The 26,079-nt window shown below is 60.0% G+C and carries 26 protein-coding genes; 10 read left to right on the top strand and 16 right to left on the bottom strand.

Annotated features, from left to right (window positions below; translation table 11 throughout):
- Positions 1 to 154 precede the first annotated feature (154 nt).
- On the bottom strand, positions 155 to 1,027 hold the full coding sequence (locus KQ659_RS04705) for a hypothetical protein (RefSeq protein ID WP_216690080.1): 873 nt from the start codon (positions 1,025 to 1,027) through the stop codon (positions 155 to 157).
- Positions 997 to 1,350: a hypothetical protein gene (locus KQ659_RS04710; RefSeq protein ID WP_216690079.1), complete on the bottom strand. Its 354-nt coding sequence runs from the start codon at positions 1,348 to 1,350 to the stop codon at positions 997 to 999. Before KQ659_RS04710 ends, KQ659_RS04705 begins: the two co-directional genes overlap by 31 nt.
- Positions 1,351 to 1,602: 252 nt before the next feature.
- Here KQ659_RS04710 and KQ659_RS04715 point away from each other — a divergent pair, with 252 nt between their 5' ends.
- Positions 1,603 to 2,730 carry a PAS domain-containing sensor histidine kinase gene (locus KQ659_RS04715; protein ID WP_216690078.1) on the top strand — a complete coding sequence of 376 codons (1,128 nt, stop codon included), beginning with the start codon at positions 1,603 to 1,605 and terminating at the stop codon, positions 2,728 to 2,730.
- Positions 2,731 to 2,949: 219 nt separating this feature from the next.
- On the opposite strand, the gene KQ659_RS04720 is transcribed toward KQ659_RS04715, so the two are convergent.
- On the bottom strand, positions 2,950 to 3,645 hold the full coding sequence (locus KQ659_RS04720) for an HAD family hydrolase (protein ID WP_216690077.1): 696 nt from the start codon (positions 3,643 to 3,645) through the stop codon (positions 2,950 to 2,952).
- Between the two features lie 168 nt (positions 3,646 to 3,813).
- On the opposite strand from KQ659_RS04720, the gene KQ659_RS04725 reads away from it, so the two are divergent.
- The 4 genes from KQ659_RS04725 to KQ659_RS04740 all read left to right on the top strand — a co-directional run bounded on the left by KQ659_RS04725 (position 3,814) and on the right by KQ659_RS04740 (position 8,749).
- Positions 3,814 to 4,443: a CatA-like O-acetyltransferase gene (locus KQ659_RS04725; protein WP_216690076.1), complete on the top strand. Its 630-nt coding sequence runs from the start codon at positions 3,814 to 3,816 to the stop codon at positions 4,441 to 4,443.
- 79 nt (positions 4,444 to 4,522) lie between these two features.
- Positions 4,523 to 5,428, top strand: a complete 906-nt coding sequence (locus KQ659_RS04730; RefSeq protein WP_216690075.1) for a LysR family transcriptional regulator — start codon at positions 4,523 to 4,525, stop codon at positions 5,426 to 5,428.
- Between the two features lie 63 nt (positions 5,429 to 5,491).
- Positions 5,492 to 6,694 (top strand): threonine synthase, encoded by a 1,203-nt coding sequence (locus KQ659_RS04735; protein ID WP_216690074.1) that lies wholly within the window; start codon positions 5,492 to 5,494, stop codon positions 6,692 to 6,694.
- 168 nt (positions 6,695 to 6,862) lie between these two features.
- A complete protein-coding gene (locus KQ659_RS04740) occupies positions 6,863 to 8,749 on the top strand; it encodes a polysaccharide deacetylase family protein (protein ID WP_216690073.1) in 1,887 nt (628 codons plus the stop codon).
- A 26-nt stretch (positions 8,750 to 8,775) separates the two neighbouring features.
- Here the strand turns inward: KQ659_RS04740 and KQ659_RS04745 are convergent, their stop codons facing one another.
- The 6 genes from KQ659_RS04745 to KQ659_RS04770 form a co-directional block, all read right to left on the bottom strand.
- Positions 8,776 to 9,102 carry a DUF167 domain-containing protein gene (locus KQ659_RS04745; RefSeq protein WP_216690072.1) on the bottom strand — a complete coding sequence of 109 codons (327 nt, stop codon included), beginning with the start codon at positions 9,100 to 9,102 and terminating at the stop codon, positions 8,776 to 8,778.
- A 243-nt stretch (positions 9,103 to 9,345) separates the two neighbouring features.
- Positions 9,346 to 9,528 (bottom strand): hypothetical protein, encoded by a 183-nt coding sequence (locus KQ659_RS04750; RefSeq protein WP_216690071.1) that lies wholly within the window; start codon positions 9,526 to 9,528, stop codon positions 9,346 to 9,348.
- 18 nt (positions 9,529 to 9,546) lie between these two features.
- Positions 9,547 to 9,825 (bottom strand): endonuclease III domain-containing protein, encoded by a 279-nt coding sequence (locus KQ659_RS04755; protein WP_216690070.1) that lies wholly within the window; start codon positions 9,823 to 9,825, stop codon positions 9,547 to 9,549.
- 113 nt (positions 9,826 to 9,938) lie between these two features.
- Positions 9,939 to 10,919: a hypothetical protein gene (locus tag KQ659_RS04760; RefSeq protein WP_216690069.1), complete on the bottom strand. Its 981-nt coding sequence runs from the start codon at positions 10,917 to 10,919 to the stop codon at positions 9,939 to 9,941.
- Positions 10,920 to 11,112: 193 nt separating this feature from the next.
- Positions 11,113 to 11,523 carry a response regulator gene (locus KQ659_RS04765; RefSeq protein ID WP_216690068.1) on the bottom strand — a complete coding sequence of 137 codons (411 nt, stop codon included), beginning with the start codon at positions 11,521 to 11,523 and terminating at the stop codon, positions 11,113 to 11,115.
- Positions 11,524 to 11,642: 119 nt separating this feature from the next.
- A complete protein-coding gene (locus tag KQ659_RS04770) occupies positions 11,643 to 13,145 on the bottom strand; it encodes a sensor histidine kinase (protein WP_216690067.1) in 1,503 nt (500 codons plus the stop codon).
- Positions 13,146 to 13,226: 81 nt separating this feature from the next.
- On the opposite strand from KQ659_RS04770, the gene KQ659_RS04775 reads away from it, so the two are divergent.
- Positions 13,227 to 14,054 carry a TrmH family RNA methyltransferase gene (locus tag KQ659_RS04775; RefSeq protein WP_216690066.1) on the top strand — a complete coding sequence of 276 codons (828 nt, stop codon included), beginning with the start codon at positions 13,227 to 13,229 and terminating at the stop codon, positions 14,052 to 14,054.
- Here KQ659_RS04775 and KQ659_RS04780 read toward each other — a convergent pair.
- The 5 genes from KQ659_RS04780 to typA form a co-directional block, all read right to left on the bottom strand.
- Positions 14,051 to 14,386: a hypothetical protein gene (locus KQ659_RS04780; protein WP_216690065.1), complete on the bottom strand. Its 336-nt coding sequence runs from the start codon at positions 14,384 to 14,386 to the stop codon at positions 14,051 to 14,053. The two genes, KQ659_RS04775 and KQ659_RS04780, sit on opposite strands and share 4 nt — an antisense overlap.
- An 81-nt stretch (positions 14,387 to 14,467) precedes the next feature.
- On the bottom strand, positions 14,468 to 16,921 hold the full coding sequence (galB, locus tag KQ659_RS04785; RefSeq protein ID WP_216690064.1) for a beta-galactosidase GalB: 2,454 nt from the start codon (positions 16,919 to 16,921) through the stop codon (positions 14,468 to 14,470).
- An 83-nt stretch (positions 16,922 to 17,004) separates the two neighbouring features.
- Positions 17,005 to 17,532 (bottom strand): DUF6630 family protein, encoded by a 528-nt coding sequence (locus KQ659_RS04790; protein ID WP_216690063.1) that lies wholly within the window; start codon positions 17,530 to 17,532, stop codon positions 17,005 to 17,007.
- A gap of 10 nt (positions 17,533 to 17,542) precedes the next feature.
- Entirely contained in the window at positions 17,543 to 18,070 is a 528-nt protein-coding gene (locus KQ659_RS04795) for a hypothetical protein (protein ID WP_216690062.1), read from the bottom strand.
- A gap of 148 nt (positions 18,071 to 18,218) precedes the next feature.
- Positions 18,219 to 20,030 (bottom strand): translational GTPase TypA, encoded by a 1,812-nt coding sequence (gene typA / locus KQ659_RS04800; protein ID WP_216690061.1) that lies wholly within the window; start codon positions 20,028 to 20,030, stop codon positions 18,219 to 18,221.
- 229 nt (positions 20,031 to 20,259) lie between these two features.
- Between typA and msrB the strand changes: the two genes are divergently transcribed.
- The 3 genes from msrB (at position 20,260) to KQ659_RS04815 (ending at position 22,203) form a co-directional block, all read left to right on the top strand.
- The gene (msrB, locus tag KQ659_RS04805; protein ID WP_216690060.1) at positions 20,260 to 20,808 is read left to right on the top strand and encodes a peptide-methionine (R)-S-oxide reductase MsrB; all 549 of its coding nucleotides are present in this window, start codon (positions 20,260 to 20,262) and stop codon (positions 20,806 to 20,808) included.
- A gap of 156 nt (positions 20,809 to 20,964) precedes the next feature.
- Entirely contained in the window at positions 20,965 to 21,756 is a 792-nt protein-coding gene (locus KQ659_RS04810) for a DUF3050 domain-containing protein (protein ID WP_216690059.1), read from the top strand.
- Positions 21,757 to 21,831: 75 nt separating this feature from the next.
- Positions 21,832 to 22,203 (top strand): hypothetical protein, encoded by a 372-nt coding sequence (locus KQ659_RS04815; protein ID WP_216690058.1) that lies wholly within the window; start codon positions 21,832 to 21,834, stop codon positions 22,201 to 22,203.
- A gap of 153 nt (positions 22,204 to 22,356) precedes the next feature.
- On the opposite strand, the gene KQ659_RS04820 is transcribed toward KQ659_RS04815, so the two are convergent.
- On the bottom strand, positions 22,357 to 22,980 hold the full coding sequence (locus KQ659_RS04820; RefSeq protein WP_216690057.1) for a hypothetical protein: 624 nt from the start codon (positions 22,978 to 22,980) through the stop codon (positions 22,357 to 22,359).
- Positions 22,981 to 23,325: 345 nt separating this feature from the next.
- Here KQ659_RS04820 and metG point away from each other — a divergent pair, with 345 nt between their 5' ends.
- The gene (gene metG / locus KQ659_RS04825) at positions 23,326 to 25,368 is read left to right on the top strand and encodes a methionine--tRNA ligase (protein WP_216690056.1); all 2,043 of its coding nucleotides are present in this window, start codon (positions 23,326 to 23,328) and stop codon (positions 25,366 to 25,368) included.
- 64 nt (positions 25,369 to 25,432) lie between these two features.
- Here the strand turns inward: metG and pth are convergent, their stop codons facing one another.
- Positions 25,433 to 25,999: an aminoacyl-tRNA hydrolase gene (gene pth, locus KQ659_RS04830; RefSeq protein WP_216690055.1), complete on the bottom strand. Its 567-nt coding sequence runs from the start codon at positions 25,997 to 25,999 to the stop codon at positions 25,433 to 25,435.
- Positions 26,000 to 26,079: the final 80 nt, after the last annotated feature.

Below are 26,079 nucleotides of genomic sequence, written 5' to 3' on the forward strand. Positions count from 1 at the left end.
TGCTGACGAGGGCGCGGTGGGTGGGGCGCTGCGGGCCGAACTGCTGGGGCAGCAGCTCGCGGAAGGCGCGCTGGTTGCCGAGGATGCTTTGGGTGCAGGTGAGGAGGAACTTGGAGTCTTCGGCCAGCAGGGGGGCGGTTGGTGCGGTAGTAGCTCAGGGCCACGGGGTCTTGGCGGCCGGCCAGGGCGAGGACGTAGAGCGAGTAGGCGATTTCCTTGCTGGCGATGGTGCGCTCGCGGGCAATGTTGTTGGCGTCGAAGTACTGGTAGGGCTCAGTTTCGCGCTTTTGAGGCGGAACTGCAGGTATTTCAGGGTTTTGTCGAGCACCGATTTATTCACCGCGAAGCCGGCCTGCTGGGCTTCCTGCAGGAAATGGGCGGCGTAGGCGGTGGCCCACCAGTTGTCGTAGTCGCCGCCCGGCCAGTAGCTCAGGCTGCCGTTGTAGAGCTGCATGCTCTCGATTTTGCGGATGGCTTCCTGGACGTGGTAGTTCGGGTTGTAGCGCTGGGCCTTGGCCGCCGCGCCGGTTTTCTGCTGCAAGGTGGCCGCCAAATCGGCGTAGTAGAGCTGCGGGAAGGCGGCCGACACGGTTTGCTCCAGGCAGCCGTAGGGGTATTGCAGCAGGTAGCGCAAATCCTTGCTGAACTCATTCTGGTCGGGCACTTCGGCCTGGGCCGTGAGGGTGGTGGTGGCCACGGTGCCGGTGGCGGGCCGCAAGCCGGGCGCAATGTCAATGCGCAGCGGCGTGCCCACCTTCACGTCCTGCTTGAAGCTGATGCCGAGCGTGGCATCCGGCTCGGCCGTGCTGATTTCGACGGCCACGGGCTTGCCGTCCTGGCTCACGCGCAGGCGGGAGCGCAGGTCGGCGGGCCGCACGGGGTAGTTGAACACGAGGTTGGCGGCCAGCTCGGCCGTGCCCGCCGCTCGCTTCGAGCTGCCATAAAACACCTGCGGCGCCGCCATTTTCAGGTATGGCGTGTGAAATTTCGGCCGGTTCAGGGCCAGCTCCTGCTTCCCGCTGGGCAAGGTCGAAGGCCGCAATCGGCCTTGAACACCGTGCTGGGCTGAAACGGCGTCATCGGCGAAAACGTGAGCTCGCGGGCGCTGGTCCACTTAAACTTGCCCGGCACGGCCGGCGAGAACTTCACGAACTGGGTGGTGTCCCAGCGGTTTATCTGGCCGGCATCCACCACCGCGTCATCGAAGGTGAAGACGAGGTTGGCGTAGGGGTCGATTTCGTCGCCGTCGGCGGTGGTTTGGACTACCTGTTCCTTGGCCGATTTTTTGGAGCACGAGGAAGCCGCCAGCAGCACAAGTAGCAGGGGCAAAAAGCGGTAACGAGCCAGCATGGGGGGGTGGGGGAAAGGAATTGTGGCCGGAAGGTAATAATAATTGTCGCCTATATGGCGGCGCTTATTTTTTTCGCCGACCCCTGCCGGAAGTGCCCCGGCCGGGCGAAGTCGGAACCGGGCCGGGCCGGGGCGCATGCGCGGCCCGGCAGCGTAATCGACCTCGGTGGGTGCCCATAATTATGGCGCACTCGTATGAAGCAATCCAGCGGAACTAATGCTTGCACTGCTTTGATAATCAATAATTTTCACATGTCTGACTTCGCCAGCTTCTTTCTTGACCAGGCGGAAGCCAGTCCCCACGTGCAGTTTGTGTACGACCTCGCGGCCCGCCGCATCGTGTTCGTCAACGCCGCCTACCAAACTGTATTGCACGGCAGCCTGAAAGGGGTAAATGCCGAGCTGCCGGCCCTGCTCCAGCGCCTGCACCCCGACGACTTGGCCTATGTTGCCCATTACTGGGCCCGATGGGTGCAAAATGAGGTGACCGACGAAGTAGAAGTACGCCTCCAGACGCCCGGCAAGCCCAACCAGTGGTTCTGCCTTACGCCCTCGTATCAGGAAGTCGATGGCCGCGTGCTGCTGGGCGGCACCCTGCGCGACGTGAGCGTGATGAAGCACTACCAGGGAAACGCCGACCTGTTCAACAGCCGCAAAAACGCCACGCTGGAGATTCTCTCGCACGATTTGAGCGGCGCTTTCATCATGGTGCAGCAAGTTGCGGGGTTCCTGCACGAGGAAGTGGTGGCGCCGGAAAACAGCCGCATTCCCGAAATGCTACAAGTGCTCGAAGCCACCAGCCGCGACAGCGTGAAGATGATTCGCGAGCTCATCAACATCGAATTTCTGACCTCGACCAACTCTGACCTCAAGGTAAACCGGGTCGATATCGGGGCCATTCTGCGCGTGCCGCTCGACCAGCTCCAGCTTGGGCAGCGGCTGCTGGGCCATCACTTCGCCTACACCCTGCCCGACGAGCCGATATATGTGAACCTGGACGTCAACAAGTTTACGCAGGTGCTTATCAACCTGGTGGGCAACGCCTTCAAGTTCACGCCCGATGCCGGCCACGTTGCGGTGCACATTGCGCCCGGTCCCGGCAGTGTGCTCATTCACGTGGTCGATGACGGGGTTGGGATTCCGCTGGCCATGCAGCCCTACCTGTTCGAGCGGTTCACCAAAGCCCGGCGGCCGGGCCTGCGCGGCGAATCCACCACCGGCCTGGGCCTGGCGCTGTGCAAAACCATTGTGGAGTGGCACCACGGTACCATTTCCGTCGATAGCACCGAAGGCATCGGCAGCACCTTCACCGTAGAAGTTCCGCGCTCGGAAGCCGTCGGCAGCCTCGTCCCGGCCGAGCTGGTCGAGCTCGATGCGTAAGGGGTTTGTGGGAATGGGTCGGTTTTAAGTAGTGGTGCAAAAGTAGAACGCCATGCAGAGCGCAGCATCTTGCCCGCCACCACTAATTCATCCGATTGGATTACTAATGCGGGCAAGATGCTTCGCTGCGCTCTGCATGACGTTCTTCTGCCCGCTTACTTATGCTTTGACAAGCTCAGCATGACGTGCCAGCGAATTGCTGAGAAGCTTCTCACGCCGCTACCCCACCAGCCCCAGTACCTCCCGCAGCCGCCCCACCGCCCGAAACTCCACTTCCGCCAGCCGCTCGGCGGGCACGTGCTCGTGAATCCAGTTGGCGTGGTAGGGCACGTGGATGGCCGAAAATCCCAGCTGCACCACCGGCAGAATGTCGGATTTCAGCGAGTTACCAATCATCACGAAGTTGTCGGGCGTGATGTTGAGGCGGGCGAAGAGGCGGCTGTAGGTAGGCTCGTCCTTCTCGCTCACGATTTCGACGTGGTCGAAGAAGTCGCCCAGGCCGGAGCGGGCTATTTTGCTTTCCTGGTCGAACAGGTCGCCTTTGGTGAGCAGCAGCAGCCGGTGGCCGCGCTCTTTCAGCTCCGTGAGCACCGCCACCACATCGGGCAGCGGCTCGATGGGGAAGCGCAGCAGGTCCTTGCCCAAATCCAAAATTCGCTGGATTTCGTGGCCGTGTACCGCCCCGCCGGAGAGTTGAATCGAGGTTTCAATCATCGAGAGCATGAACGACTTGGCCCCGTAGCCGAATAGCTGCATGTTAGCCCGCTGCACGTCGTAGAGCCGCGCGTTGATGGTGGCATGGTCAGCATACGGGGCCAGAATCTGGAGCAACTGGGCTTCGACGTGGTCGAAATGCGGCTGGTTGGGCCAGAGTGTATCGTCGGCGTCGAAGGCGATAAAGGTTTGAGTGGGCATGGGAAGCAGGTTGATTTAAAACGTCATGCAGAGCGTAGCGAAGCATCTCGCATGCCGCCACTAATCCTTTTCTGGCGATGGAGTTACCGCCACAAGCGAGATGCTTCGCTACGCTCTGCATGACAAAACCGGCAAACTAGCCCGCAAAGCTACCGACCTTTGCCCCCCATGAAGCACCTGATTGACCTCGAAACCTGGCCCCGCCGCGAGCACTTTGCCTTTTTTTCGGCCTTCGAAGAGCCCTTCTTCGGCCTCACGGCCAACGTGGACTGCACAGCCGCCCAGGCCGCCGCCAAGCGGCTGGGCGTGTCGTTTTTCCTGTACTACCTCTACCACGCCCTCGAAGCGGCCAACGAAGTCGAAGCCTTCCGCTACCGCATCGAAAACGGCCAGGTATACTGCTACGACCGCATTCACGCCTCGGCTACCCTCGGCCGGCCCGACCACACGTTTGCCTTTTCCTTCATCGAGCAGCACGACACGCTGGCCGGCTTCATCGTCGCCGCCGAAGCTGAAATTGCCGCCGTGCAGGCCAGCATTGGCCTGCGCCTCAACGACACCACCGGCCGCCCCGATACCGTGCATTGCTCGGCCCTGCCGTGGGTGCGCTTCACCGGGCTTTCGCACGCCCGTAGCTTCTCGCACCCCGACAGCTGCCCCAAAATTTCCTTCGGCCAGGTTTTTCAGGAACGCGATACGCTGCAAATGCCCGTGTCAGTCAATTTACACCATGGGCTGGGCGATGGCTACCACGCTGGGCTGTTTCTGGCGGCGTTTCAGCGGCGGCTGAGCTTGTAGCACATGTTTTAGCTTGTGCCGGCCCTGCTCACTATTCCCCGTTCTCTGCACAAGCTGAAGCATGTGCTACATTCACATCATGCTCTCCCATTCCCATGAAGTCTTCTTCGAAGTAGCCCAGCGGTTGAGCTTCACCAAAGCCAGCCAAGCGTTGTTCACTAGCCAGTCGGCCGTGAGCAAGCAGGTAAAAGCGTTGGAAGAACGCTACAAAACCGGGCTGTTCGAGCGCCTGGGCAGCAGCATTCAGCTCACCCCGGCCGGCCGCAAGCTCTACGAAAAACTGCTGCAAGCTAAGCAGCTGCAACAGGAGCTGCACCAGGAAATGAGCGCGCTCAGCCCGGATTTCGCGCCTACGCAGCACCTCGTCATCGGGGCCAGTACCACTATTTCGCTCTATGTGCTGCCGCCGGTAGTATCGGCCTACCTGCGCCTGCATCCCAACCGCCAACTCAGCCTCAAAAACCGCAATTCCGATAATATTCTGCGCGCTTTGCTCGACCACGAAATCGAGCTGGGCATCATCGAGGGCATCCACAAAGTGAGCAACGTGACCTATACCCCGCTGCTCACCGACGACGTGGTGGCCGTGTGCGCCGCCAATAACCCACTCGAGCAGCGCTCCCTCGAAGTGCACGACCTGCTCACCACGCCCCTGGCGCTGCGCGAGGATGGCTCCGGCACCCTGGCCGTGCTGGAGGAAGCCTTGGCCCGGCACCGCATCAAGCTGGCCGCCCTGCCGGTGCGCGTGCGTATGGGCGGCACCGAGGCCCTCAAAAATTTCGTGCGCGTCGATACCTGTCTGGCCTTTCTGCCCCGGCAGGCGGTGATAAAAGAGCTGGCTTCCGGCGAGTTAGTGGAAGTAAAAATTAATAATTTCCTGTTGAAGCGGGAGTTCAACTTCATTCAGCGCAAGGGCACCGAGAACAACGCACCCTATAAGGATTTTCTCCAGTTCACGCGGCGCTACTATTCTGGTAAGGCATAGGCTATTCCAAAAGTCCATCCCAATTGGGCATACCTAGGGCAAGGCAGTTCCGTACTTTGCCCCATGAAACTGGTCGCCTCCGAATCCCTGTCCCGCCTCGCCGCACTGCATTGCTCCGCCTGCGGCACCGAATACTCTGCCTTCGATTTGCAGCGCGTGTCAGCCTGCTGCAATGTGCCGCTGGTGGCCGATTACGACCTACACCAGCCCCTCAGCCGCGCCGTCATCGACCAGGCCGATACCTCGATGTGGCGCTACGGCGCGCTGCTGCCGCTATTGCACGAAGAAAATAAGGTGACCCTCGGCGAAGGCCTCACGCCGCTGCTGCGCCTGCCGCGCCTGGCCGCCCGCCACGAGCTGGCCCACCTCCTGCTGAAAGACGAAGGCCAGAACCCCACCGGCTCCTTTAAGGCGCGCGGCTTGAGCATGGCCGTGTCCAAAGCCAAGGAGATGGGCGTGGAAGGCTGCATTATTCCCACGGCCGGCAACGCGGGCGTGGCCCTGGCCGCCTATTGCGCCCGCGCCGGCCTGCGCGCCGTGGTGGTGATGCCGCGCCACACCCCGGAGGCGTTCAAGGAGGAATGCTACTGGTACGGGGCCGAAGTGGAGCTCGTCGATGGCCTCATCAGCGACTGCGGGGCCCGCGTGCGCCAGCGCAACGCCGACGGCGCACTCCTCGACATCTCGACCTTGAAAGAGCCTTACCGCCTCGAAGGCAAGAAAACCATGGGCTACGAAATCGCCGAGCAGCTTGGCTGGACGCTGCCCGACGTGCTGCTCTACCCCGCCGGCGGCGGCACCGGTCTCATCGGCATCTGGAAAGCGTTTCAGGAAATGAAGCAGCTTGGCTGGCTCGCCCCCCATGTGAAATTACCGCGCATGGTGGCCGTGCAAGCCGAAAACTGCTGCCCGCTCCTCGAAACTTACGAGGGCCGCCAGCCCAACTGCCACAACTACCACGGCCACGCCACGCTGGCCAACGGCTTGGCCGTGCCCCACCCGCTGGGCGAAAACATGATGCTCCGCGTGCTCCGCGAGTCGCATGGCACGGTGGTGAGCGTGAGCGAAGAAGGCATGCTGGACGGCATGCGCGACCTCGGCCACCAGGAAGGCCTGTTCGTAGCCCCCGAAGGCGGCGCGGTGTGGACGGCCGCCCGCCAGCTGCTGGCCACCGGCGCCATTCATTCCGACGAGAAAATCCTGCTCCTGAACACTGGCAACGGCCAGAAATACATGGACAACGTGGCCGGCCGGGCCTGGGGGTAGCCGTCTGCGAGTAGCTAGAACGTCATGCTGAGCGCAGCCGAAGCATCGCTGCCTCATTACTAACGCAATCGAAAGAATTAGTTGCGTAGTAGAGATGCTTCGGCTGCGCTCAGCATGACGTTCTCTTTTCGTTATGCAGCCCCCCGCTTCCGGCAATACCTTTGCCCCATGCGCATTCTCCACGTTCTTTCGGCTGAGTTTTTTGCGGGCTCCGTGGCCTATGCCGTGCAACTGGCCGAAGCCCACCGCGCCCAGGGCCACCAGGTATGGGTAGTGGCCGATGCCGATAAGCTGCCCACCGGGGCCACCCTGGTGTGGGCCGGCATCAGCAACCGCAGCTACCGGCAGCGGCTGCGCAACGCCCGCATCATCCGCCAGCTTGTCAAAAAAGAACGGATAGATGTAGTGCACTGCCACTCGCGGGCAGCCAGCTGGGTGAGCTATTTCGCCCTGCGCGGCCTGGCGGTGCCGCTGGTGAGCACCGTGCACGGCCGCCAGCACCTGCACACTTCCACGTCGCTGCTCGATGTGTACGGCGACAAAGTCATTGCCATTTGTGCCAATCTGCGCGAGCACCTCATCACGGAAGTGAAGATGGACGCCGCCAAAATCGAGGCCATTCCCAACGGGGTTTCCTTCGCTCTGCTCAGTGCAGCGTCAAGCGCAAAGAATGAAGAATTGGGGAGTGGTGAGGGTAATTCCTCATTCCCCATTCCTCCTGCTTCATTGAGGGTATCATTCATCGGGCGCTTCAATGGGGGCAAGGGCGAGCGGGCGGCGGCCCTGCTGGTGCAGGTGTTCCCGACCTTGCTGCGCGAGTTTCCGGCGTTGCGGGTGGCCCTCATCGGCGGCGAGCTGCAACACTTGCCGGCAGCGGGTAAAACGGCCCTGGCGCAGCTACAGGCCGATTTTGGTGAGCGCATTGAGGTGGTGGGCTTTAGTGATGACGTGCCCGGCTGGCTGGCCCGCACCACGCTGGTCGTTGGGGCGGGGCGGGTGGCAATTGAGGCGTTGGGCGCAGGCCGGCCCGTGCTGGCGCTGGGCGAAGCCAGCTACGAGGGCCTCGTTACGGAAGCGACTTTTGCCCCGGCGGCAGCGTCCAACTTCGGCGATATTGCGGCCCGGCTAAGCGCCTCAGAAGTCGATTTTGCCGCTCTGCTGGCCGATGCGCAAGGGTTTTTGCGGCAGCCGCAGGCGGTGCCGGCCGCGCTCCGGCAGCAGGTACAAGCACACTATAGCCTGGCCACCATCGCGGCGCGGGTACTGGAGGTGTACCAGGCCGCCCGAATGCAGAAAGCCGTTCCTGGCTTCATTCCGGTGCTGATGTACCACAAAATCCCCGATGCGCCGCTGGCCACCAAGCACCAGATTTACGTCACAAAGGATAATTTTGAAAAGCACCTGGCTTATTTCAAAAAGCAAAATCTAACGCCCATAACGTTTGCCGATTATCTGAAATATGCGAACGGTGAACGGTCGTTGGCTGATTTTCCGGCGCGCCCCATCATCCTCACGTTCGACGACGGCTACACCGATAACTACACCAACCTGCTGCCCCTGATGCAGCACTACGGCTACCGGGGCGTGCTGTATTTGTTGGGCGATGCCGACGTGCGCCACAATCAATGGGACCTGGCCGCTGACCCCACCGAGCCCCGCTCCGACATCATGGACCTGACCCAAAAACGGGCTTTCGTGGCTGCCGGCTGGGAAATCGGCGCGCACACCATGTCGCACCCGCGCCTCACCACGTTGCCGCTGCACGAAGCCGCCGCCGAAATCCAGCGCAGCAAAGCCGCGCTGGAAGCCGCCTTGCAAACCGAAATAGTGACCTTCGCCTACCCCTACGGCGACCTGAGCGAAGCCGTGAAAGCCACCGTGCGCGAAGCCGGTTTCGCCTTCGGCATAGCCACCGACACCGGCGGCCTCACTATTGAGGCCGACCGCATGCACGTGTTCCGGGTGAACATGTTTCCGAACGAATCCACCAGCAGCCTGTTCAAAAAAACCTCACCCTGGTACCGCAAATACTACCGCTGGAAGCGCGGAAAGTAAGTCCTCCGCCGGTGAAACAGCCGATTTTACGAAATCAATTCGGCCAGCACCCGCTGCCCTTCTTCTTCGCTCACGCCCTCAATCTCCATCTTTTTGAATGGGGCGGTGTGCCCGCTCAGCAGCAGCACGCGGCTTTTGGGTACGGCAAAAACGGTGGCCAGAAAAGCCAGCAGCACGGCATTGGCCTGGCCTTCTTGGGGCGGCGCTTTCAGGCGCACGGTCAGGGTGCCGTCGGCGGCGCGCAGCAGCTGGTTTTGGCGGGCATTGGGCTTGGCCCGCAGGTGCAGAATCATGCTTTTATTTAGTGTTGGTGGCAATAAGCAGGTAGTCAGTAATAAGTAGTCAGATTTCATCTGTCTAAAAATTAGTCTATTAATTTCTATCTGACTACCGATTACTGATGACTGACTACTTAAAGAACATCATGCTGAGCGAAGTCGAAGCATGATGTTCTTTAAGTATCCGGCAGCCTTGCCGCCAAGCCGCGCCTGCCCAAACGGGCACTGGTCGAGCACCACGCAGCGCCCGCAGGCCGGCAATGAGAAGTAGCAGTACTTCTGGCCGTGGAACATGAGCGCCTCGTCGTGGTCGCACACCTACTGGGCATCCCAGGCGGGCGGGAGCAGGGCCTCGAGCAGCTTGTGGGCCGGCCCTTCGCCCACCTTCGGTCCGATGAGGCCCAGGCGCTGGGCCACGCGGTGGTGGTGGCTATCCACGGGCATAGCCGGAATGCGCAGCGTGCTGAACAGGAGCGTAGCGGCGCTGATTTTTGGCCCCACGCCGCTGATGCTTTCCAGCTAGGCGCGGGCTTCGGGAATGGGCATTTTGGCCAGGAAATCCACGGCGCACGGCACATCGGTGCCGCAGCGCTCGCTGATTTCTCGCAGCACGGTCTGAATGCGCGGGGCCTTTTGCTCGGGCCAGGTGCAGGCCCGAATGGCGTGCTGCACGGCCTCGGTGGGCGCGTCGCGCACGGCCTCCCAGGTGGGAAACGTGGCCCGCAATTCCTGGTAGGCCCGGTGCGAATCGGCGTTTTTGGTGCGGTGCGAGAGCAGGGCACTCACCAGCTCGCTCAACGGGTCTTTGGTGCTGAAAAATGGAAAAGGAGCCCCGTACTCGGCGCACAGCCGCGCGTGTACCGATTACTTATGACTGACTACTTAAACGCAGAATGCTCCGAATGACAATCTCACCGCGTCGAGTTATAAAGCGCAATGGCTTGGCGCTGGTTATTAGACTGCTTGCTTTGCAGCACGATGGGCACGATGAGCACCGGAATAGCCGCGTAAACCAGCGGCGAAATGCCGGCTTGGCCATCGCCGGGGCGGAGCGACTGAAACAGCCCGGCCACCAGCAGCCCGCCGCCCACCACGTAGCTGCCCAGCGTGAGGCGCTGGTAGCGGCGCGAATCCAGCAGCAGCTCCTGCGACCCGGCATTGTCGCGGGTGGCCAGCATCAGGTTGTTGTTGGTTAGGTTTTGAATAGGGCCATTGTCTTTGGAAAAGTATTCGGTTTTCACGGTGCGGTAGCCGCCGTAGGGGTATCCGCCAAACCCGCCGTAGCCCATGCCATAGCCACCGTAGCCATAGCCCGGGTAGCCCCCAAACCCGCCCGGCCCCGAGCTGTACTGCGAAGAGGTGATGGAGTACAGGCTGATGCGCCCGGTTTTCTCGCGGCGCAGCGTGGTTTCCCGCGAGGAGTTGGGCAGCGTGGTGCGCACGTAATGGCCGGTTTCATCCTCGTAAAACCCGATTTCCGCCAGCTCAAACTTCTGCCGCCCATCCAGCAGCAGATAGGAGCGGCCGAAAAGCGGATTCTTCGTTTCCACGTCATTGGCTGAGTATATCATCCCGTTTTTCAGGCCCACCTGGAAGCGGGGCGCGCGGGTATTATTGCCCGGCAGCTGGCCGGCCGCCGTGGGGGCGTACACGGGAGCCGGCGCGGCCATGGGGCCGGGCAGCGGCGCCGTTACCGCAGTGCGGCGCGAAGAGTCGGGCGGGGCCATGGGTACGGCTTCCAGCTGGCGCGGGGACGGGGCCGGACGGGGCCGCACGGGCGTGGGCATGGCCGGCGGCGCACCCAGCTGGCGGGGGCCATCGTCCTGGGCCTGCGCCGCGCGCCCACCCAGCAAAACCAGCAGCAGGGCCGGATATAAAACGGGAATTTTCATACGGAAGGACAGCAATTAGGACCAACAGGCCGAACAAGGTACCCATGTCCCGCCAATAATACCGAACCACGCGCCGCCGCGCCGCAATCGGGCCAGCTAACCGCGAAAATCCAACGTTGGGAAACGCCTGTAAATTCCGCACTTTTATCGTGAAGCGCAGGTGAACCCGCAAGCGTGCCGGCCCCGTCCGGCGCTACTTTAGCAGCTTCTCCAGCAGGCTCAGACTGTCCGACAGGTCGTTGCCGGTTTCAAAATCCAGCGGCTTCAGAATATAGCCGCTCACGCCCAGGGTAGTGGCGTCGGCGCGGTCCTCCTCCATGCTGGAAGTGGTGGTGATGAACACCGGAATATGGTGGAATTCGGGGTTGCCGCGCAGCTCGGTCAGAAATTCGATGCCGTTCATGCGGGGCATGTTCAGGTCGAGCAGAATGACTTCGGGCAGGGGGCGCAGCGCCTCCGCGCCGTTGCGGCCTAGGAGCAGGTCCAGAGCCTCCTCGCCGTTGAAGGCGGTGTGCAGCTGGTGCGGCACGTTGAATCTGGCGAAGGATTTTTCCGCCGTCATCGTATCAAAAATATCGTCCTCAACTAGTAAAACAGAGCGCATGTATAGGGTAATGAGTAGTGGGTAGCTATAAGCTCGCCCGTCATTTTTATCCGTCATCCTGAGCTTGCGAAGGATGACGGATAAAAATGACGGTTCTGCTCGCCGTTATTCAAATTGCCTTATTTCGGCCACGTAAAGATAAAACCAGCCCCCTGCCCCACAGCCGATTCGACGCGAATAGTGCCCTGCTGCTCGTTAATAATTTTTTGCACGATGCTCAGCCCGATGCCCGTGCTTTCGGCCGTGTGGCGGTCGCGCAGGGTTTGAAAGAGCAGGAAAATCTTCTGGTGGTATTCCGGGGCGATGCCCGGGCCGTCGTCCTGCACCCGGAACTCATAGCACCGGCCAATGTCCTGGCATGTCACTTCCAGCTGGCCGGCCCCGCGCTGGTGGTATTTCACAGCGTTCGAGAGCAGGTTGGTGAAGACTTGTTGCAGGCTCAGCCGGTCGGTTTCGAAGGTAGGCATATCTGGACCGATGCGCAGCGTGAAATCGGGCGGCACCACCAAGTCGGCCACGGCGGTCAGAAGCTGCTGCACGTTCACGGCCTCGCGCGACTGCGCGGTGCGGCCCACGCGGGCGTAGGCCAGCAGCCCGTTTATCAGGTCTTCGAGGCGCGCCAGGCGGCCCTTCATCTGGTCGAGGTAGGTGCGGAGCTGGGGCGAGAGCTCGGCGGCCAGCTCGTCCTCAATCCACTTCACGATGGTGGTCACGCCGCGCAACGGCGCTTTCAGGTCGTGCGAAGCCACGTAGGCAAACTGGTCGAGCTCGCGGTTGCGCTTTTCCAGGGCGCTGAAGCTGCCTTCCAGCGTCTGGGTCATGTGGTTGAGCGACGCGGCCAGGCCACCGAGGTTGTCCTCGGCATCATCCGTGATTTTAACCGTGTAGTCGCCTTGTACCACCTGCTCGGCCAGCTTCCGAATCTGGGCAATGCGGCGGCTCACCTGCGCGTTCACTTCGGCCAGCTCGCTTTGCAGGCGGCGGTTGTCTTCCAGCTCCTTCACCACCTTTATCACCAGCCACACCACAATCAGCACGGCCAGCACCGCCGAAACCAGCACCACGATGGGCGTGGCTTTTTCAAAAACATCCTGCAACGCACTGCGCTGGGCCAGCAGGGCCAGCTCGCTGGTTTTGATGCGGGCGTACAGCAGCCGCACCTGCCGCAGGGTCTGGCGGTCGGTGTCGAGCAGCGTTTGCATGGCCGACTGGCTCATGGCTTTTTTTATCTCCGTGAGGGGCCGCAGAATGCGGAATTCCTGCTCCACCAGGCCGCGTAGCGAATCGAGGCGGGCGCGCTGGTCGGGGTTGTCCACCGTCAGGGCCTGCACGCGTTCCAGGGCGGCGGGCAGCTGGCCGGTGGCCATGCTGTAGGGCCGCAGGTACACCGTGTCGCCGGTGAGCAGGTAGCCGCGCGTGCCTGCCTGGGCATCTTTGAGCACCGCCGTAATGGTTTCGGCCTCCTGCAGCACCTGGTAGGTGTGCTCCACGTTTCGGGTTTGCACGCTCAGGCCCCGGATGCTCCAGAACGAAGCCGCTGCCGTGAGCAGCAGCACGCCCACGGCCAGGGCAAAGCCCACAATAATTTTGGTGTTCGATTTGGTGTTCGATTTGATGTTCATCGGCAGCGAAGGTAGTGGCCGGCCCTACGCGACTCACCGCCGCCGGGTTGGCTCCGGCCGCTGGCCCGGTATCTTTGCCCCATGTCTTTTGCTCCCCTCGACCGCCTCAGCAGCCCCCAGAACCCCCGCATTAAGCAGCTCCTGAAGCTCCAGCAGAAATCGGCCGAGCGCCGTGCCCTTGGCCTCACCCTGGTCGAGGGCCTGCGCGAGCTCACCATTGCCGTGGAGGCCGGCGTGCCGGTAGCCACCATTTATTCCTGTCCCGAGCTGGCCGGCGAAAACGGTATGGCTGAGTTACAAAGTCTGTTTTCCGGCAAAAAAGACGCGCCCGAGTGGTTTGAAGTCACGCGCCCCGTCTTCGAGAAAGTGGCCTACCGTGAAGGCTCCGATGGCCTGCTGGCCGTGCTCCGCACCCCCGCCCGCACCTTGGCCGACCTCCGCCTGCCCGCCAACCCGCTGCTCCTCGTGCTCGAAGCCGTGGAAAAGCCCGGCAACCTCGGCGCTATCCTCCGCACCGCCGACGCCGCCCCCGTCGATGCCGTGCTCATCGGCGATGCGCGCACCGACCTCTACAATCCCAATACCATCCGGTCCAGCATCGGCTGTGTGTTCTCGGTGCCCGTCATTGCCGCGCCGATGGCTGAAATCACGGCCTTCCTGCGTGAAAAGCACATTCGTAGCTACGCTGCCGCCCTCACGCCCACGGCCCATTCCTATCTCGACTGCGACTTCCGTCAGCCCACGGCCCTCGTGCTCGGCACCGAAGCCGACGGCCTCACGCCGGCCGCCCTCGCCGCCTGCGACGAAACCATCATCATCCCCATGATGGGCCGCATCGACTCGCTCAACGTGAGTGTGGCCGGGGCCGTGCTGGCGTTTGAGGCCGTGCGCCAACGCACGGCTAGTTAGGCGGCGTCGGGATTCTCCAGCTTGGTCACGCGGGTATCCAGTTGCTTAATTTGCTGGTCGGAACTGTTGTAACGGTCATTGCCCCGGTTCATCGCATCCAAAATGGCGTTGGTCATGCTATTAAATGTTTGCGCAAGGTTATCCAAACCGGTTTGGAGGTCCTGGAGCAAGCCGACAACGTCCCCGCGCAAGCCGCCAACTTCTTCGCGCAAGCCGCCAATCTGTTCTCCCATTTCCCGGCGTAGGGCTGCAATGTCCTCACGCATGGCGTGTTGCTCAATCAGAATCTCGGCTACTACTTCTGGTAAATCGCGCTCATCTCGGGGTTCCATAAAATCGGGTTGGGAAACGGTAAGACTTGGAATAAGATAAGGCGAAACCGAACTTCGCCCACTTGCAAATAGCTGCCGTAACTACTGCGTCCGTTGGGTCGAAAGTTCCAATGAGCCGCTTTGCAATCCCTGGCTCGTGGCCTTCACCTGCACCGTGCCGGCTTTTTGGCCAGCCTGCACAATGGCCACCAGCTGTCCCTGAAACACCCGCATTTGCGGCTGCTGAAACGGCTCCAGGCAAGTCGCGTCGCCGTTGCCGATGGCCCGGAAGCTGCCCGCGCCGCTCACCGTGAAGCTGAGCGACTGTGCCGCGTCGGGGCAGCGGTTGCCTTGGGCATCCTCTACGCGGGCCGTGATGAAGGCCAGGTCTTTGCCATCGGCGGCCAGGGCGGTGCGGTCGGCTACCAGTCGGATGTGGTGCGGCGCGCCCGCCGTGCGTACTTCTTCGGTGGCCGCGGCTTTGCCCTGGGCATCGTAGGCCACTATTTTGAGGGTGCCGGGCGTATATTTTACATCGTTCCACATCAGGCGGTAGCGGGTCTGGGGCTGGTCCGATGAGGCTTTGGTCTGGCGGCCCTGGCTCTGGCCGTTCACAAACAGCTCGGCCGAGGGGTAGCTCGTGTAGGCAAAAACCGGCGTGGTTTGGCCTTCGCGGCCGGGCCAGGTCCAGTGCGGCAGCAGGTGCAGCGTTGGGCTGGCCGTGTTCCAACGGGCGCGGTAGAGGTAGTACCGGTCCTTGGGCATGCCCGCCAAATCCAGAATACCGAAGTAGGAGCTGTGCGAGGGCCATTTTTCGTCATAAGGCGTGGGCTCGCCGAGGTAGTCGAAGCCCGTCCACACAAACTCGCCCATCACGTTCGGCAGGTCGTCCTGCGCGGCAAATTCCTCGTCCGGCGTCTGCGACCACACGCAGGCCTCCAGGTCGTACGACGACGACTGATTATCTGGGTACTGCTTCTGCTTGGCCTTCTCGACTGGAAATTTATACACCCCGCGCGAGCTTACCGTCGAAGCCGTTTCCGCGCCCAGCAGGAAGCCCTGCGGCAGCTTGGCCAGGGCTTCGGCGTAGCGGTGGGGCTTGTAGTTGAAGCCGGGAATGTCGAGCACGGCCGCGATGCCGTACTTGAAATCGTCGTCGAAGCGGTCCAGGCCCATGGTCACGGGGCGGGTGGGGTCCTCACGGTGCACGATGTCCTGCAAGCGCCGGGCAATAATGGGACCGTTGGCATTGCTTTGGTCGGGCACCTCGTTGCCGATGCTCCACATGATTACCGACGGATTATTACGGTAGTGGTGCACCATGCTCACCAGGTCCTTCTCCGCCCACGCATCGAAATACTGGCTGTAGCCATTTTTTACCTTGGGCGATTTCCACTCGTCGAACGACTCCACCATCAGCATCAGGCCCATCTCGTCGCACAGCGCTACCAGCTCCGGTGCGGGCATGTTGTGCGAAGTCCGAATGGCATCGCAGCCCAAATCTTTCAGCAGCGTCAGTTGCCGGCGCAATGCCGCCGTGTTCACCGCCGCGCCCAGCGGCCCCAAATCATGGTGGTTGCACACGCCCTTGAACTTGCGCGGCTGCCCGTTCAGCGAAAAGCCCACACCCTTCTCGAACTTGAAGGAGCGAATGCCAAACGTAGTTTTATAAGCGTCTTTCAGCGCCTTGCCCGCATACAGCTTCGACGAAGCCGTGTAGAGCACCGGCGTTTCCGGCGACCACAGCCGGGGCTGCGGCACCGTCAGGCGCTGTTCAAACGTGAGCCCGTTGGTTAGCGCCGTGCTGGTCGTGGCCACCAACATGCCCGCCGCGTCGCGAATTTCGGTATCGAGCCGCAACGGCTGGAGCTTGCCGCCCGGCGTTTCCACCGTGGTTTTCAGCACTACCTGGGCCTGCGCGGCCGTGATTTCAGGCGTGGTCAGGTAAGTGCCCCACACCGGAATGTGCACGGCATCCGTCACCACCAGGTGCACGTTGCGGTAGAGGCCCGCGCCGGGGTACCAGCGCGAAGCCTCGGGCTGATTTTCCAGGCGCACGGCCAGCACGTTGCCGTCGCCCGGCTTTAAAAAGGAAGTAATGTCCAGCGAAAACGAGTTGTAGCCATACGGCCAGAATCCGGCTTCCTTACCATTCACAAAAACATGCGCGTTGCTCATCGCTCCATCAAAGAGCAGCACCGCCCGCTGCCCCGGCCCAAAGCCCGGCACTGCCAGCCGCCGCCGGTACCAGCCCGTGCCGATAAACGGCAACCCGCCCGTGCGCCCCGATTTCTGCGTGGCCTTCTGCTCTTGGTTCTGCTCGATTTTAACGACCTGTAAGTCATTGTTCCCACTAAACGGCCCCACAATGGCCCAGTCGTGCGGGACACTCACCGTCTGCCATTTGGCATCGGCAAAGTCGGTTCTGGCTGCATTCGGCACATCGCCCTTCGAGAATTTCCAGTTCGAATCGAGTAAATACTCGTGACGGTTCTGAGCGTCGGCAGCGGTATTGGCCAGCAGCAGGGCAGCGGCCAACAGGTTTTTTAGCAGCATAAGCGAGTAGGATAGGAGTGTAGTCGGAGCCGCAAGGTACGTGCCCCCAATTTTACACAATCGATTATCCTGCTCCGTTGGCGTTAGTACACCGTCAATCCAAAGCCCAGTTCCAGTGCCAGCTGCCGGGCTTCCTCGGCCTGTGCATCGACCACCACGCTCAAGGCATACGAGTCGCTGTCCAAGGTAAACAGCACCACTGCCAGGCCCATCGGCTCCGCCAGGTCCTGCACAATGTCAAGCGCTTCGGGGCCGGCCACTGTGGCGCGCCCACTGGCGGGCGCATGCAGCCGTATTGATTTCTTCTGCTGCGTCAGCGTTTCGTTAATGCCGTAAACCAGGTCGGCCGCCGGGTCCTTCCAGTCGCTTTCCCACAGCAGCTCTTCAGCCAGCAGCGCATCAATCAGGGCCAAATCGCGCAGCTCCTGCGCCGGCAGAACAGCCACGACGCTGCGCTCTTCCAACTCCTCGGCAAACTGCTCCTGATAGGCAGCCGGGTCGTGCAGCACCAGCGCCAGCCGCTCGGTTACGCGCTGGGTAGCTTCGGTATTATTCAGCGTAAAAAGCTGCACGAAGCGGCTCAGATTTTCGAGGGATTTCAAATTCGTCATAAATTAAAATTTAGCGGGGCTGGACGCCCTCCTGCTGCACTTCCAGCAGATAAGGAACCAGTGCGGCCGGGCGTATCGACAGCGGCAGCCGCCGCGTGGCATGGTACTGCCGGATGGTCTGATACAGTTGGTCGCGGCCGTTGTTAATGGCCCGCACCATTCCAAACACCGATACGCCCAACAAGCTAAAAGCCATGGGTGCAACCCACGAATCGTAGTAATAAGCGTTGTAGTTGGGCGTGACACCATACGTAGCCGGATTCGGCTCGTAGTGTCGCCCAACAACGGTTACCAACGGCACCGGAATCGCGGCAAAGCGCATAATGTTGCGGCCGGTATTCCACTTGGCGTAGTACATGCGGATGATGGCGCGCGCTGTGTCATTAAATGCATAAGCGTCCTCAAAACCCGCGCGGGAGAGCTTGTATTCAGATTTGTCCGGGTGTTCGGTCATCGTTGCAGCTGGCGACTGGGCTCGTCCCGGCCGGGCCATGATGAGCAGGGCCAGCAACGGTAGCAGGGTAGATTTTTTAAGCATACGGGGAAGCGTGGCAGGAAAGAAAACCAATTGTTCAGCGAACAATCAGTAAAAATAACGCACCGTTCGCATTCGCAGCTACTCATAAGCAAAACGCCCAGCCTCGGAATTCGAAGCTGGGCGTTTTGCTTATAAAATCAGGCGGCAATTAGTCAGCCTGCTTGGCGTAGCGCAGACGCTCATTCTCGTCGAGCAGAATCTTGCGCATCCGAATCGACTTCGGCGTCACCTCCAGGTACTCATCCTTCTGGATGTATTCCATGGCTTCTTCCAGCGAAAACTGGCGCTTGGGGGTGATTTTGGCGTTGTCGTCGGTGCCCGAAGCACGCATGTTGGTCAGCTTCTTGCCTTTCTGGATGTTCACCGTCAGGTCATTGGGGCGGGTGTGCTCGCCGATAACCTGGCCGCCGTACACTTCCTCGCCCGGGTCCACGAAGAACGAACCACGGTCCTGCAGCTTGTCAATCGTGTAAGCCGTGCCGGCGCCGGTTTCCAGCGAAATCAGCGAACCAGCAATACGGCCGGGAATCGGACCCTTATGCTCCTCATAATCCACGAAGCGGTGGTTCATGATTGCCTCGCCGCCGGTGGCAGTCAGCACGTTGTTACGCAAGCCAATCAGACCGCGCGACGGGATGGTGAACTCCAGGTGCTGCAAGTCGCCCTTGGGCTCCATGATGGTCATTTCGCCTTTGCGCATGCTCACCAGCTCGATTACCTTGCCGGCCGATTCCTCGGGCACGTCCACTACCAGCAATTCGATTGGCTCGGTGCGCTTGCCGTTATCATCTTCCTTGAACAACACTTGGGGCTGGCCCACCTGCAGCTCGTAGCCTTCGCGACGCATGGTCTCGATGAGTACGGACAAGTGAAGAATGCCGCGGCCGAACACGAGGAACGTATCCTCTTTATCGGTGGCCTCCACGCGCAGGGCGAGGTTTTTCTCGGTTTCTTTGAACAAACGGTCACGCAGGTGACGCGAGGTCACGAACTTGCCTTCCTTGCCGAAGAACGGCGAGTTGTTGATGGTGAACAGCATGTTCATCGTCGGTTCGTCGATGCTGATGCGCTCCAATTGCTCGGGGTTATCAGCGTCGGCCAGCGTGTCACCAATGTCGAAGCCTTCGATGCCCGACACAGCGCAGATTTCACCGCTGCTCACGGAGTCCACCTTCACACGGCCAAGGCCTTCAAATATGTGCAGCTCGCGGATTTTTACTTTTTTGATGCTGCCGTCAGCCTTCATCAGGCTCATGTTTGAGCCTTCTTTCAGCGTGCCGCGGTGCACGCGGCCGATGGCGATACGACCCACGAACGACGAGTAGTCGAGCGAGGTAATCTGCATCTGGGGCGTGCCTTCCAAGGTCGGCGCGGGCGGAATCGACGAGATAACCGCGTCGAGCAACGGAATCAGGTTGTCGGTCTTCACTTTCCAGTCGGTGCTCATCCAGCCCTGCTTCGAGGAACCGTACAAAGTCACGAAATCGAGCTGGTCTTCCGAAGCGCCAAGGTTGAACATGAGGTCAAAAACCTGCTCGTGCACCTCGTCGGGACGGCAGTTTTCCTTGTCTACTTTGTTCACCACCACAATGGGCTTCAGGCCCAGGGCAATGGCTTTGCTGAGCACGAAGCGGGTCTGCGGCATGGCGCCTTCGAAGGCATCCACGAGCAGCAGCACGCCGTCGGCCAGCTTCAACACGCGCTCTACCTCACCGCCGAAGTCGGCGTGACCAGGGGTGTCGATGATGTTGATTTTGGTGCCGTTGTAGCGTACCGATACGTTTTTGGAAACGATGGTAATACCACGCTCGCGCTCCAGGGGGTTGTCGTCGAGAATCAGGTCGTCGAAGTGCTGGTGCGCATCGAAAATCTTGGATGCGTGGATAATCTTATCCACCAGAGTAGTCTTGCCGTGGTCAACGTGAGCGATGATGGCAATGTTACGAATATTGTTGGCCATATGGGTTGGTTTTGCGGGTGCAAAGGTACAGATAAAAACGCGCAAAGCCTTGTGATACTCAACTCTTAACTCAAGCCCCGCTGCCGCACCCTGCCGCACAGCCAAGCCTGTCGCCCTAAATCGATTAGCTGGGGCGTAAGGTTCCCGGCGTTATTTCGTCTGACCTCACGACCAAACCGGACGCTGCCGCCGTATGTTGGTCAGTTGTCATTAAAACCCCATCCCAACCATGCGCTTTTCCCTGCTGATATTATTTGTTTCGGTGCTCTCGCTCAACTCGGCCTGCTCGCAAAAGCGCGACGTAGTCGCCAATACGGCCTCCCCAGCCCGCACCGTGGGCGGCAAAACTTACTTCCAGGCGCAGCCCCTCACCGGCAAGCCCGACGAATTTGCGGTGCGTCACACCGATGCCGAGTGGAAAAAACTCCTCACGCCCGACCAGTACTACATTCTGCGTGAGCAAGGCACCGAGCGTCCCTTCACCGGCAAATACCACGATAATCACGCCGTCGGCACCTATTATTGCGCCGCCGACCACAACCTGCTCTTCACTTCCGATACCAAGTTTGAGTCGGGCACCGGCTGGCCCAGTTTCTTTGCCCCGGCCGCTGCAACCAGTGTCAAGGTGGCTGCAGACAACAGCTTTGGCATGAGCCGCGACGAGATTGTGTGCGCCAAATGCGGCGGCCACCTCGGCCACGTCTTCAACGACGGCCCCAAGCCCACCGGCCAACGCTACTGCATGGACGGCAATGCGCTGGTTTTTGAGAAGAAATAAAAGAAAGCCTAGTGCTTTCCTGGGAAAATTAACAAACGAAAAACCCTTTGGCAATCCAAGCCAAGGGGTTTTTCGTTTGTATAAACCATTTTGAGGGCTTATTGTTATACGTAGTAGCGAATTAGTCGTGTTCAAATAGTTATAAAAAGATGTCATATGGAAGATGTTCTGGACCCCATCGAATATTTGCAGCAGGAGGTGGCCAATACCCGCCAGCTATTGCTGAATAACGGGCTGTATTACCGCCTCCAGACCATGGCCGACCTGCGTCAGTTCATGGAGCACCACGTTTTTGCCGTGTGGGATTTTATGTCGCTGCTCAAAGCCCTGCAACGCGATTTGACCTGCGTCGATGTGCCGTGGGTGCCCACAGCCAACCCGGCCACGCGCCGCCTCATCAACGAGATTGTGCTGGAAGAGGAAACCGACCTCGACCCGCAGGGCCAACCCACCAGCCATTTCGAGCTTTACATGCGGGCCATGGAAGAATGTGGGGCCAACACCCAGCCCATTCGCCGGCTGGTAGCGGCAGTAGGGGCCGGCCGCCCGGTTTCCCAGGCCCTCACCGATGCGCAAGCTCCCGAGTCGGTGCGCCAGTTCGTCGAAACCACGTTTCGAATTATTGAATCCGGCAAGGCGCACGCGGTGGCGTCCGCCTTCACTTTTGGGCGTGAAGATTTGATTCCGGCCATGTTCCGCCAGTTGGTAGGCGAGCTGCGCGACCGATTCCCCGGCCAGCTCGACACGTTCACGTACTACCTCGACCGCCACATTCAGCTCGACGAGGAAGTGCACGCCCCGCTGGCCCAGCAAATGGTGCGCGAGCTGTGCGCCGACGACCCCCAGCGCTGGCAGGATGCCCAGCAAGTCACTATCGAGTGCCTGGAAGCCCGTATGGCCCTCTGGGACGGCATCAGGCCCACCCAGCCCAGCCCCATGCTGGCGTAGTCCGCCAACCACCAGGTCTTACCCGCCGTTTGAAGGAGGCAGCCGCCTGGCTGCCTCCTTTTTACTTATCCGGCCATGCTGACTTTTCAATTATTCACTGCCCGCCCCTGGCTGATGCTCGGGGCCGCTGCCTTGCTCTCGGCCTGTTCGGTATCGGAGAAAAACTCGGAAACCGCCGCGCCCACCAGCACGCCCACCGAGGTTCGCACCGATGCCGACCGCCGCGCCATCTATAACAGCAACGGCGCGGGCACCAGCAATGGCTACGCCGTGCCCGATGCCACGCCCAACCGCGTGCGCCTCGGCGAGCAGGCGGCCAGCATCAACAGCCAGAAGCGCATCGAAAGCGTGAATACCAACGACCCCAACAACACCACGCCCGAAACCCGTCTGAAACGCCTCAATACCGATATTCCCGTGCCATTGAATACCACCCCCCGGCCCTGATGTGCCGCCCGCAGCATCAAAGCTGCGTGGCAGGCCCGCCAGAATATCGGGCTGCATAATTCTCAGCACTTCCTGAACGGGTGCAACAAAAAAGCCCGCCCCGATTATTCGGAGCGGGCTTTCTGCCACTAGCAGCACTGTGGCTGAAGCAGGCTATTCGCTTGCCTCGCCCGTACCAGGGCTATCGGCCGAACTCATAACGCCGGTTGCTGCGGGCTCGGGGGCGGGTGCCGCCTGAGCGCGGGGCTTGGGGCCCCGCTTGGCACCCGTGCCGGCCGAGGCGGCAGCAGCGGCTGGCTTGGGACCACGCTTAGCGCCGGTGGCTTTGCTTTTGGTAGCCGTGGTGCTGGGCTTGCGTCCCCGGCCGCTGGCAGCCGTTGCGGTCGTTTCCTCATCGGCATCGCGGAGGGCGCGGGCCTTGCGGGGCGTGCCATCTTTGTTCAGCGTGGGGCTTTTTTTGCCGCCTGCCGTGGGCTTGCCGGTAGCTGCGGCCGGAGCAGGGGCTTCGCTCGGGCTATTGTCGGTAGCGGCCGCGCCGGATACCGAGTCATAATGCCGCACAATCGTGTGCAGGGCCTGCTCAAACATGCGCTCCGTGTCGCCATCGAGGCGGCGCGTAGCTTCTTTCACCACTTCCTTCAGCTTGGCCTTCGTTTCTTTGCGGATGCGTGCCACTACTTCATTCATGCGGCCGTTCAGCTCCTTTTGCAATTGCTTGGCGGCCGACTTGAGGGATTTCTTCTGGCTGGCTTTTTTGCTGGCGCGTTCGTCGTTCAAGTCAGCGGAGGCGCGGCCTGCACTTTTGGCCGATTTACGGGCTGCTTTATCTTCCGGTGTGCGTTTCGCACGTTTTTCCGTTTTAAGCGGAGAAGCAGGTTTTTTCATCTGAAAAAAATTGATTAGTGAAGGGTGAAATAGGCGAAAGGAAGTCGATTGAGTGGCGCTACATTTTAATTAAGCACGCTCAAATATAAAATCATTTAAGCGTCAAACGGTTTGCTCGGTTTTTTTGTTGATTTAATACTGTACTTTTTTTAATCGTTTCTTTGCAACGGGGAATAATTGCCCTGATTTTCTGCGAAAATTAATCCTCGCATCCCCGCCTTTTTATTTTTGATTTTTATGGCACTTCTTCCTAAGCGATACACCGTTACCGCTGCTTTGCCTTATGCCAACGGGCCGGTGCACATCGGGCATTTGGCCGGGGTTTATTTGCCCGCCGACATTTATGTGCGCTACCTGCGCTCGGCCGGCCGTGATGTAAAATTTATTTGCGGTTCCGATGAGCACGGCGTTCCCATTACCATTCGGGCCCAGAAAGAAGGTGTTACGCCCCAGCAGGTGGTCGATAAATACCACGCCCTGATTCGGGATTCGTTCAAAGATTTCAACGTTTCGTTCGATGTGTATTCGCGCACGTCGTCGGCTACGCACGCCGAGGTTTCCAGTAGTTTTTTTACCAAGCTGAATAACGAAGGCAAGTTCATCGAGCAAACTACCCAGCAGTATTTCGACGAAAAAGCGCAGCAATTTCTGGCCGACCGCTACATTGTGGGCACCTGCCCCAATTGTGGCAACGAAAATGCCTACGGCGACCAATGCGAGCGTTGCGGTACTTCGCTCAGCCCGACCGAATTAATTAATCCGCGCTCCATGCTCAGCGGCGCGCAGCCCATTTTGCGCGATACCAAGCACTGGTTTCTGCCCCTCGACCAATACGAGCCCTGGCTGCGCGAATGGATAATTGAGGGCCACAAAAACGACTGGAAAACCAACGTGTATGGCCAGTGCAAATCCTGGATTGACCAGGGCCTGCACCCCCGCGCCGTCACGCGCGACCTCGACTGGGGTGTGCCCGTGCCAGTGCCCGGCGCCGAAGGCAAAGTGCTCTACGTGTGGTTTGACGCGCCAATCGGCTACATATCAGCCACCAAAGAAGCCTTCCCCGACGAGTGGGAATTATACTGGAAAGATGCCGGCTCGAAGCTGGTGCATTTTATCGGCAAGGATAACATCGTTTTCCACTGCATTATTTTCCCAGTGATGCTGAAGGCGCACGGCGAATTTATTCTGCCGGATAATGTGCCTGCTAATGAATTTTTGAACCTTGAAGGCGATAAAATCAGCACTTCGCGCAACTGGGCGGTGTGGCTGCACGAATATTTGCAGGATTTCCCTGGTCAGGCCGATGTGTTGCGCTACGTGCTGTGCGCCAATGCCCCCGAAACCAAGGATAACGATTTCACCTGGAAAGATTTTCAGGCGCGCAACAACAACGAATTGGTGGCCACACTCGGCAATTTCGTGAACCGTGCCACCGTACTCACGCACAAATTCTTCGAAGGCAAAGTACCGGCAGTAAGTGAATTGCAGGATATTGACCGGCTTACGTTGGCCCAGGCTTCCGAATTTCCGGCGAAAATTGGCGAGCTGATTGAAAATTACCGCTTCCGCGATGCTCTAGCTGAGGTAATGAATCTGGCGCGCCTTGGCAATAAATACCTGGCCGAAACCCAGCCTTGGCACCTCATCAAAACCGATGCCGTCCGCACCGGCACCGTGCTGAATGTGTCGCTGCAGATTGCCGCTGGTCTGGCCCCGCTGCTGGAGCCTTTCCTGCCCGAATCGGCCCAGAAACTGGCCACCATGCTCAATCTGGAGCTGGGAAACTGGTCCAGTGCCGGCCGCCCCGACGCCCTTCCGGCTGGCCACCAGCTGCGCGAAGCCGCGCTGCTCTTCGGTAAAATTGAAGATGCCGTGGTGGAAACCCAGGTGCAGAAATTGCTCGACACCAAAAAGGAAAATCAGTTGGCCAACACCCCCGTCACGCCGGCCAAAGACGATATCTCGTTCGATGATTTTGGCCAGATGGATTTGCGCATCGGCACCATTACGGCCGCCGAGAAAGTAGCCAAAACCAAAAAGCTCCTCAAGCTCACCGTCGACCTGGGCCTGGAAGAGCGCACCATCGTGAGCGGCATCGCCGAGCATTTCATCCCCGAGGCCCTGATTGGCCAACAGGTGCAGGTGTTGCTAAACCTCGCGCCCCGCGAAATCAAAGGCATCAAAAGCCAGGGCATGCTGCTCATGGCCGAGAATGCCGATGGTAGCCTCGCGCTCATGCAGCCCGGTAAGCCCGTGCGCAACGGCAGCAGCGTGGCGTAAGTCAGAAAGAACGTCATGCCTCGGCTGCGCTCGGCATGACGTTCTTTTTATGTCGTCCAGCCGCTTACTTCACGTTCACCACATTCATCGCCCGTTCCAGCCCCATCGCGCCGAATGCCAAAACCGCCTCGCCGGCTTTTTCAATGCGCGTGGGCAATTCAATTAATTCATCTTTCGAAAACGGGTCCAGTACATAATCCACCTGCCGGCCTTTGGGGAAATTGGCATCTACTCCGAAGCGCAGGCGGGCATACACATCGTTGCCCAGCGTGGCCTGAATATCCTTCAGGCCATTGTGCCCGCCGGCCGAGCCCTGGCCTTTCAACCGCAACTTACCGAAGGGCAGGGCCAGGTCATCGGTCACGACGACCATGTTTTCGGCCGTGATTTTGAGCGTGGCCAGCCAGTGGGCGGCGGCTTTGCCGCTGAGGTTCATGTAGGTAGTAGGTTTCACCAGCACGTAGGTGTGGCCTTTGTGTTTGAACTCGGTGGTGAAGGCGTGGCGGCCAATTTCGAAGCGCGGCGCGTCGAATTTGGCGGCCAGATAATCGGCTACCATGAAGCCGATGTTGTGGCGGGTATCGGCGTATTCGGGGCCAATATTGCCCAGGCAGAGAACCAAAAATTTCATCTGAACCGCAGATTTAACGGATTTAACGGATTGCACAGATTCTGGCGTCAATTCTCAGAAGCTGCTGCCACTCGATAATG

Source organism: Hymenobacter siberiensis (genome assembly GCF_018967865.2).
GTDB classification, from domain to species: domain Bacteria; phylum Bacteroidota; class Bacteroidia; order Cytophagales; family Hymenobacteraceae; genus Hymenobacter; species Hymenobacter siberiensis.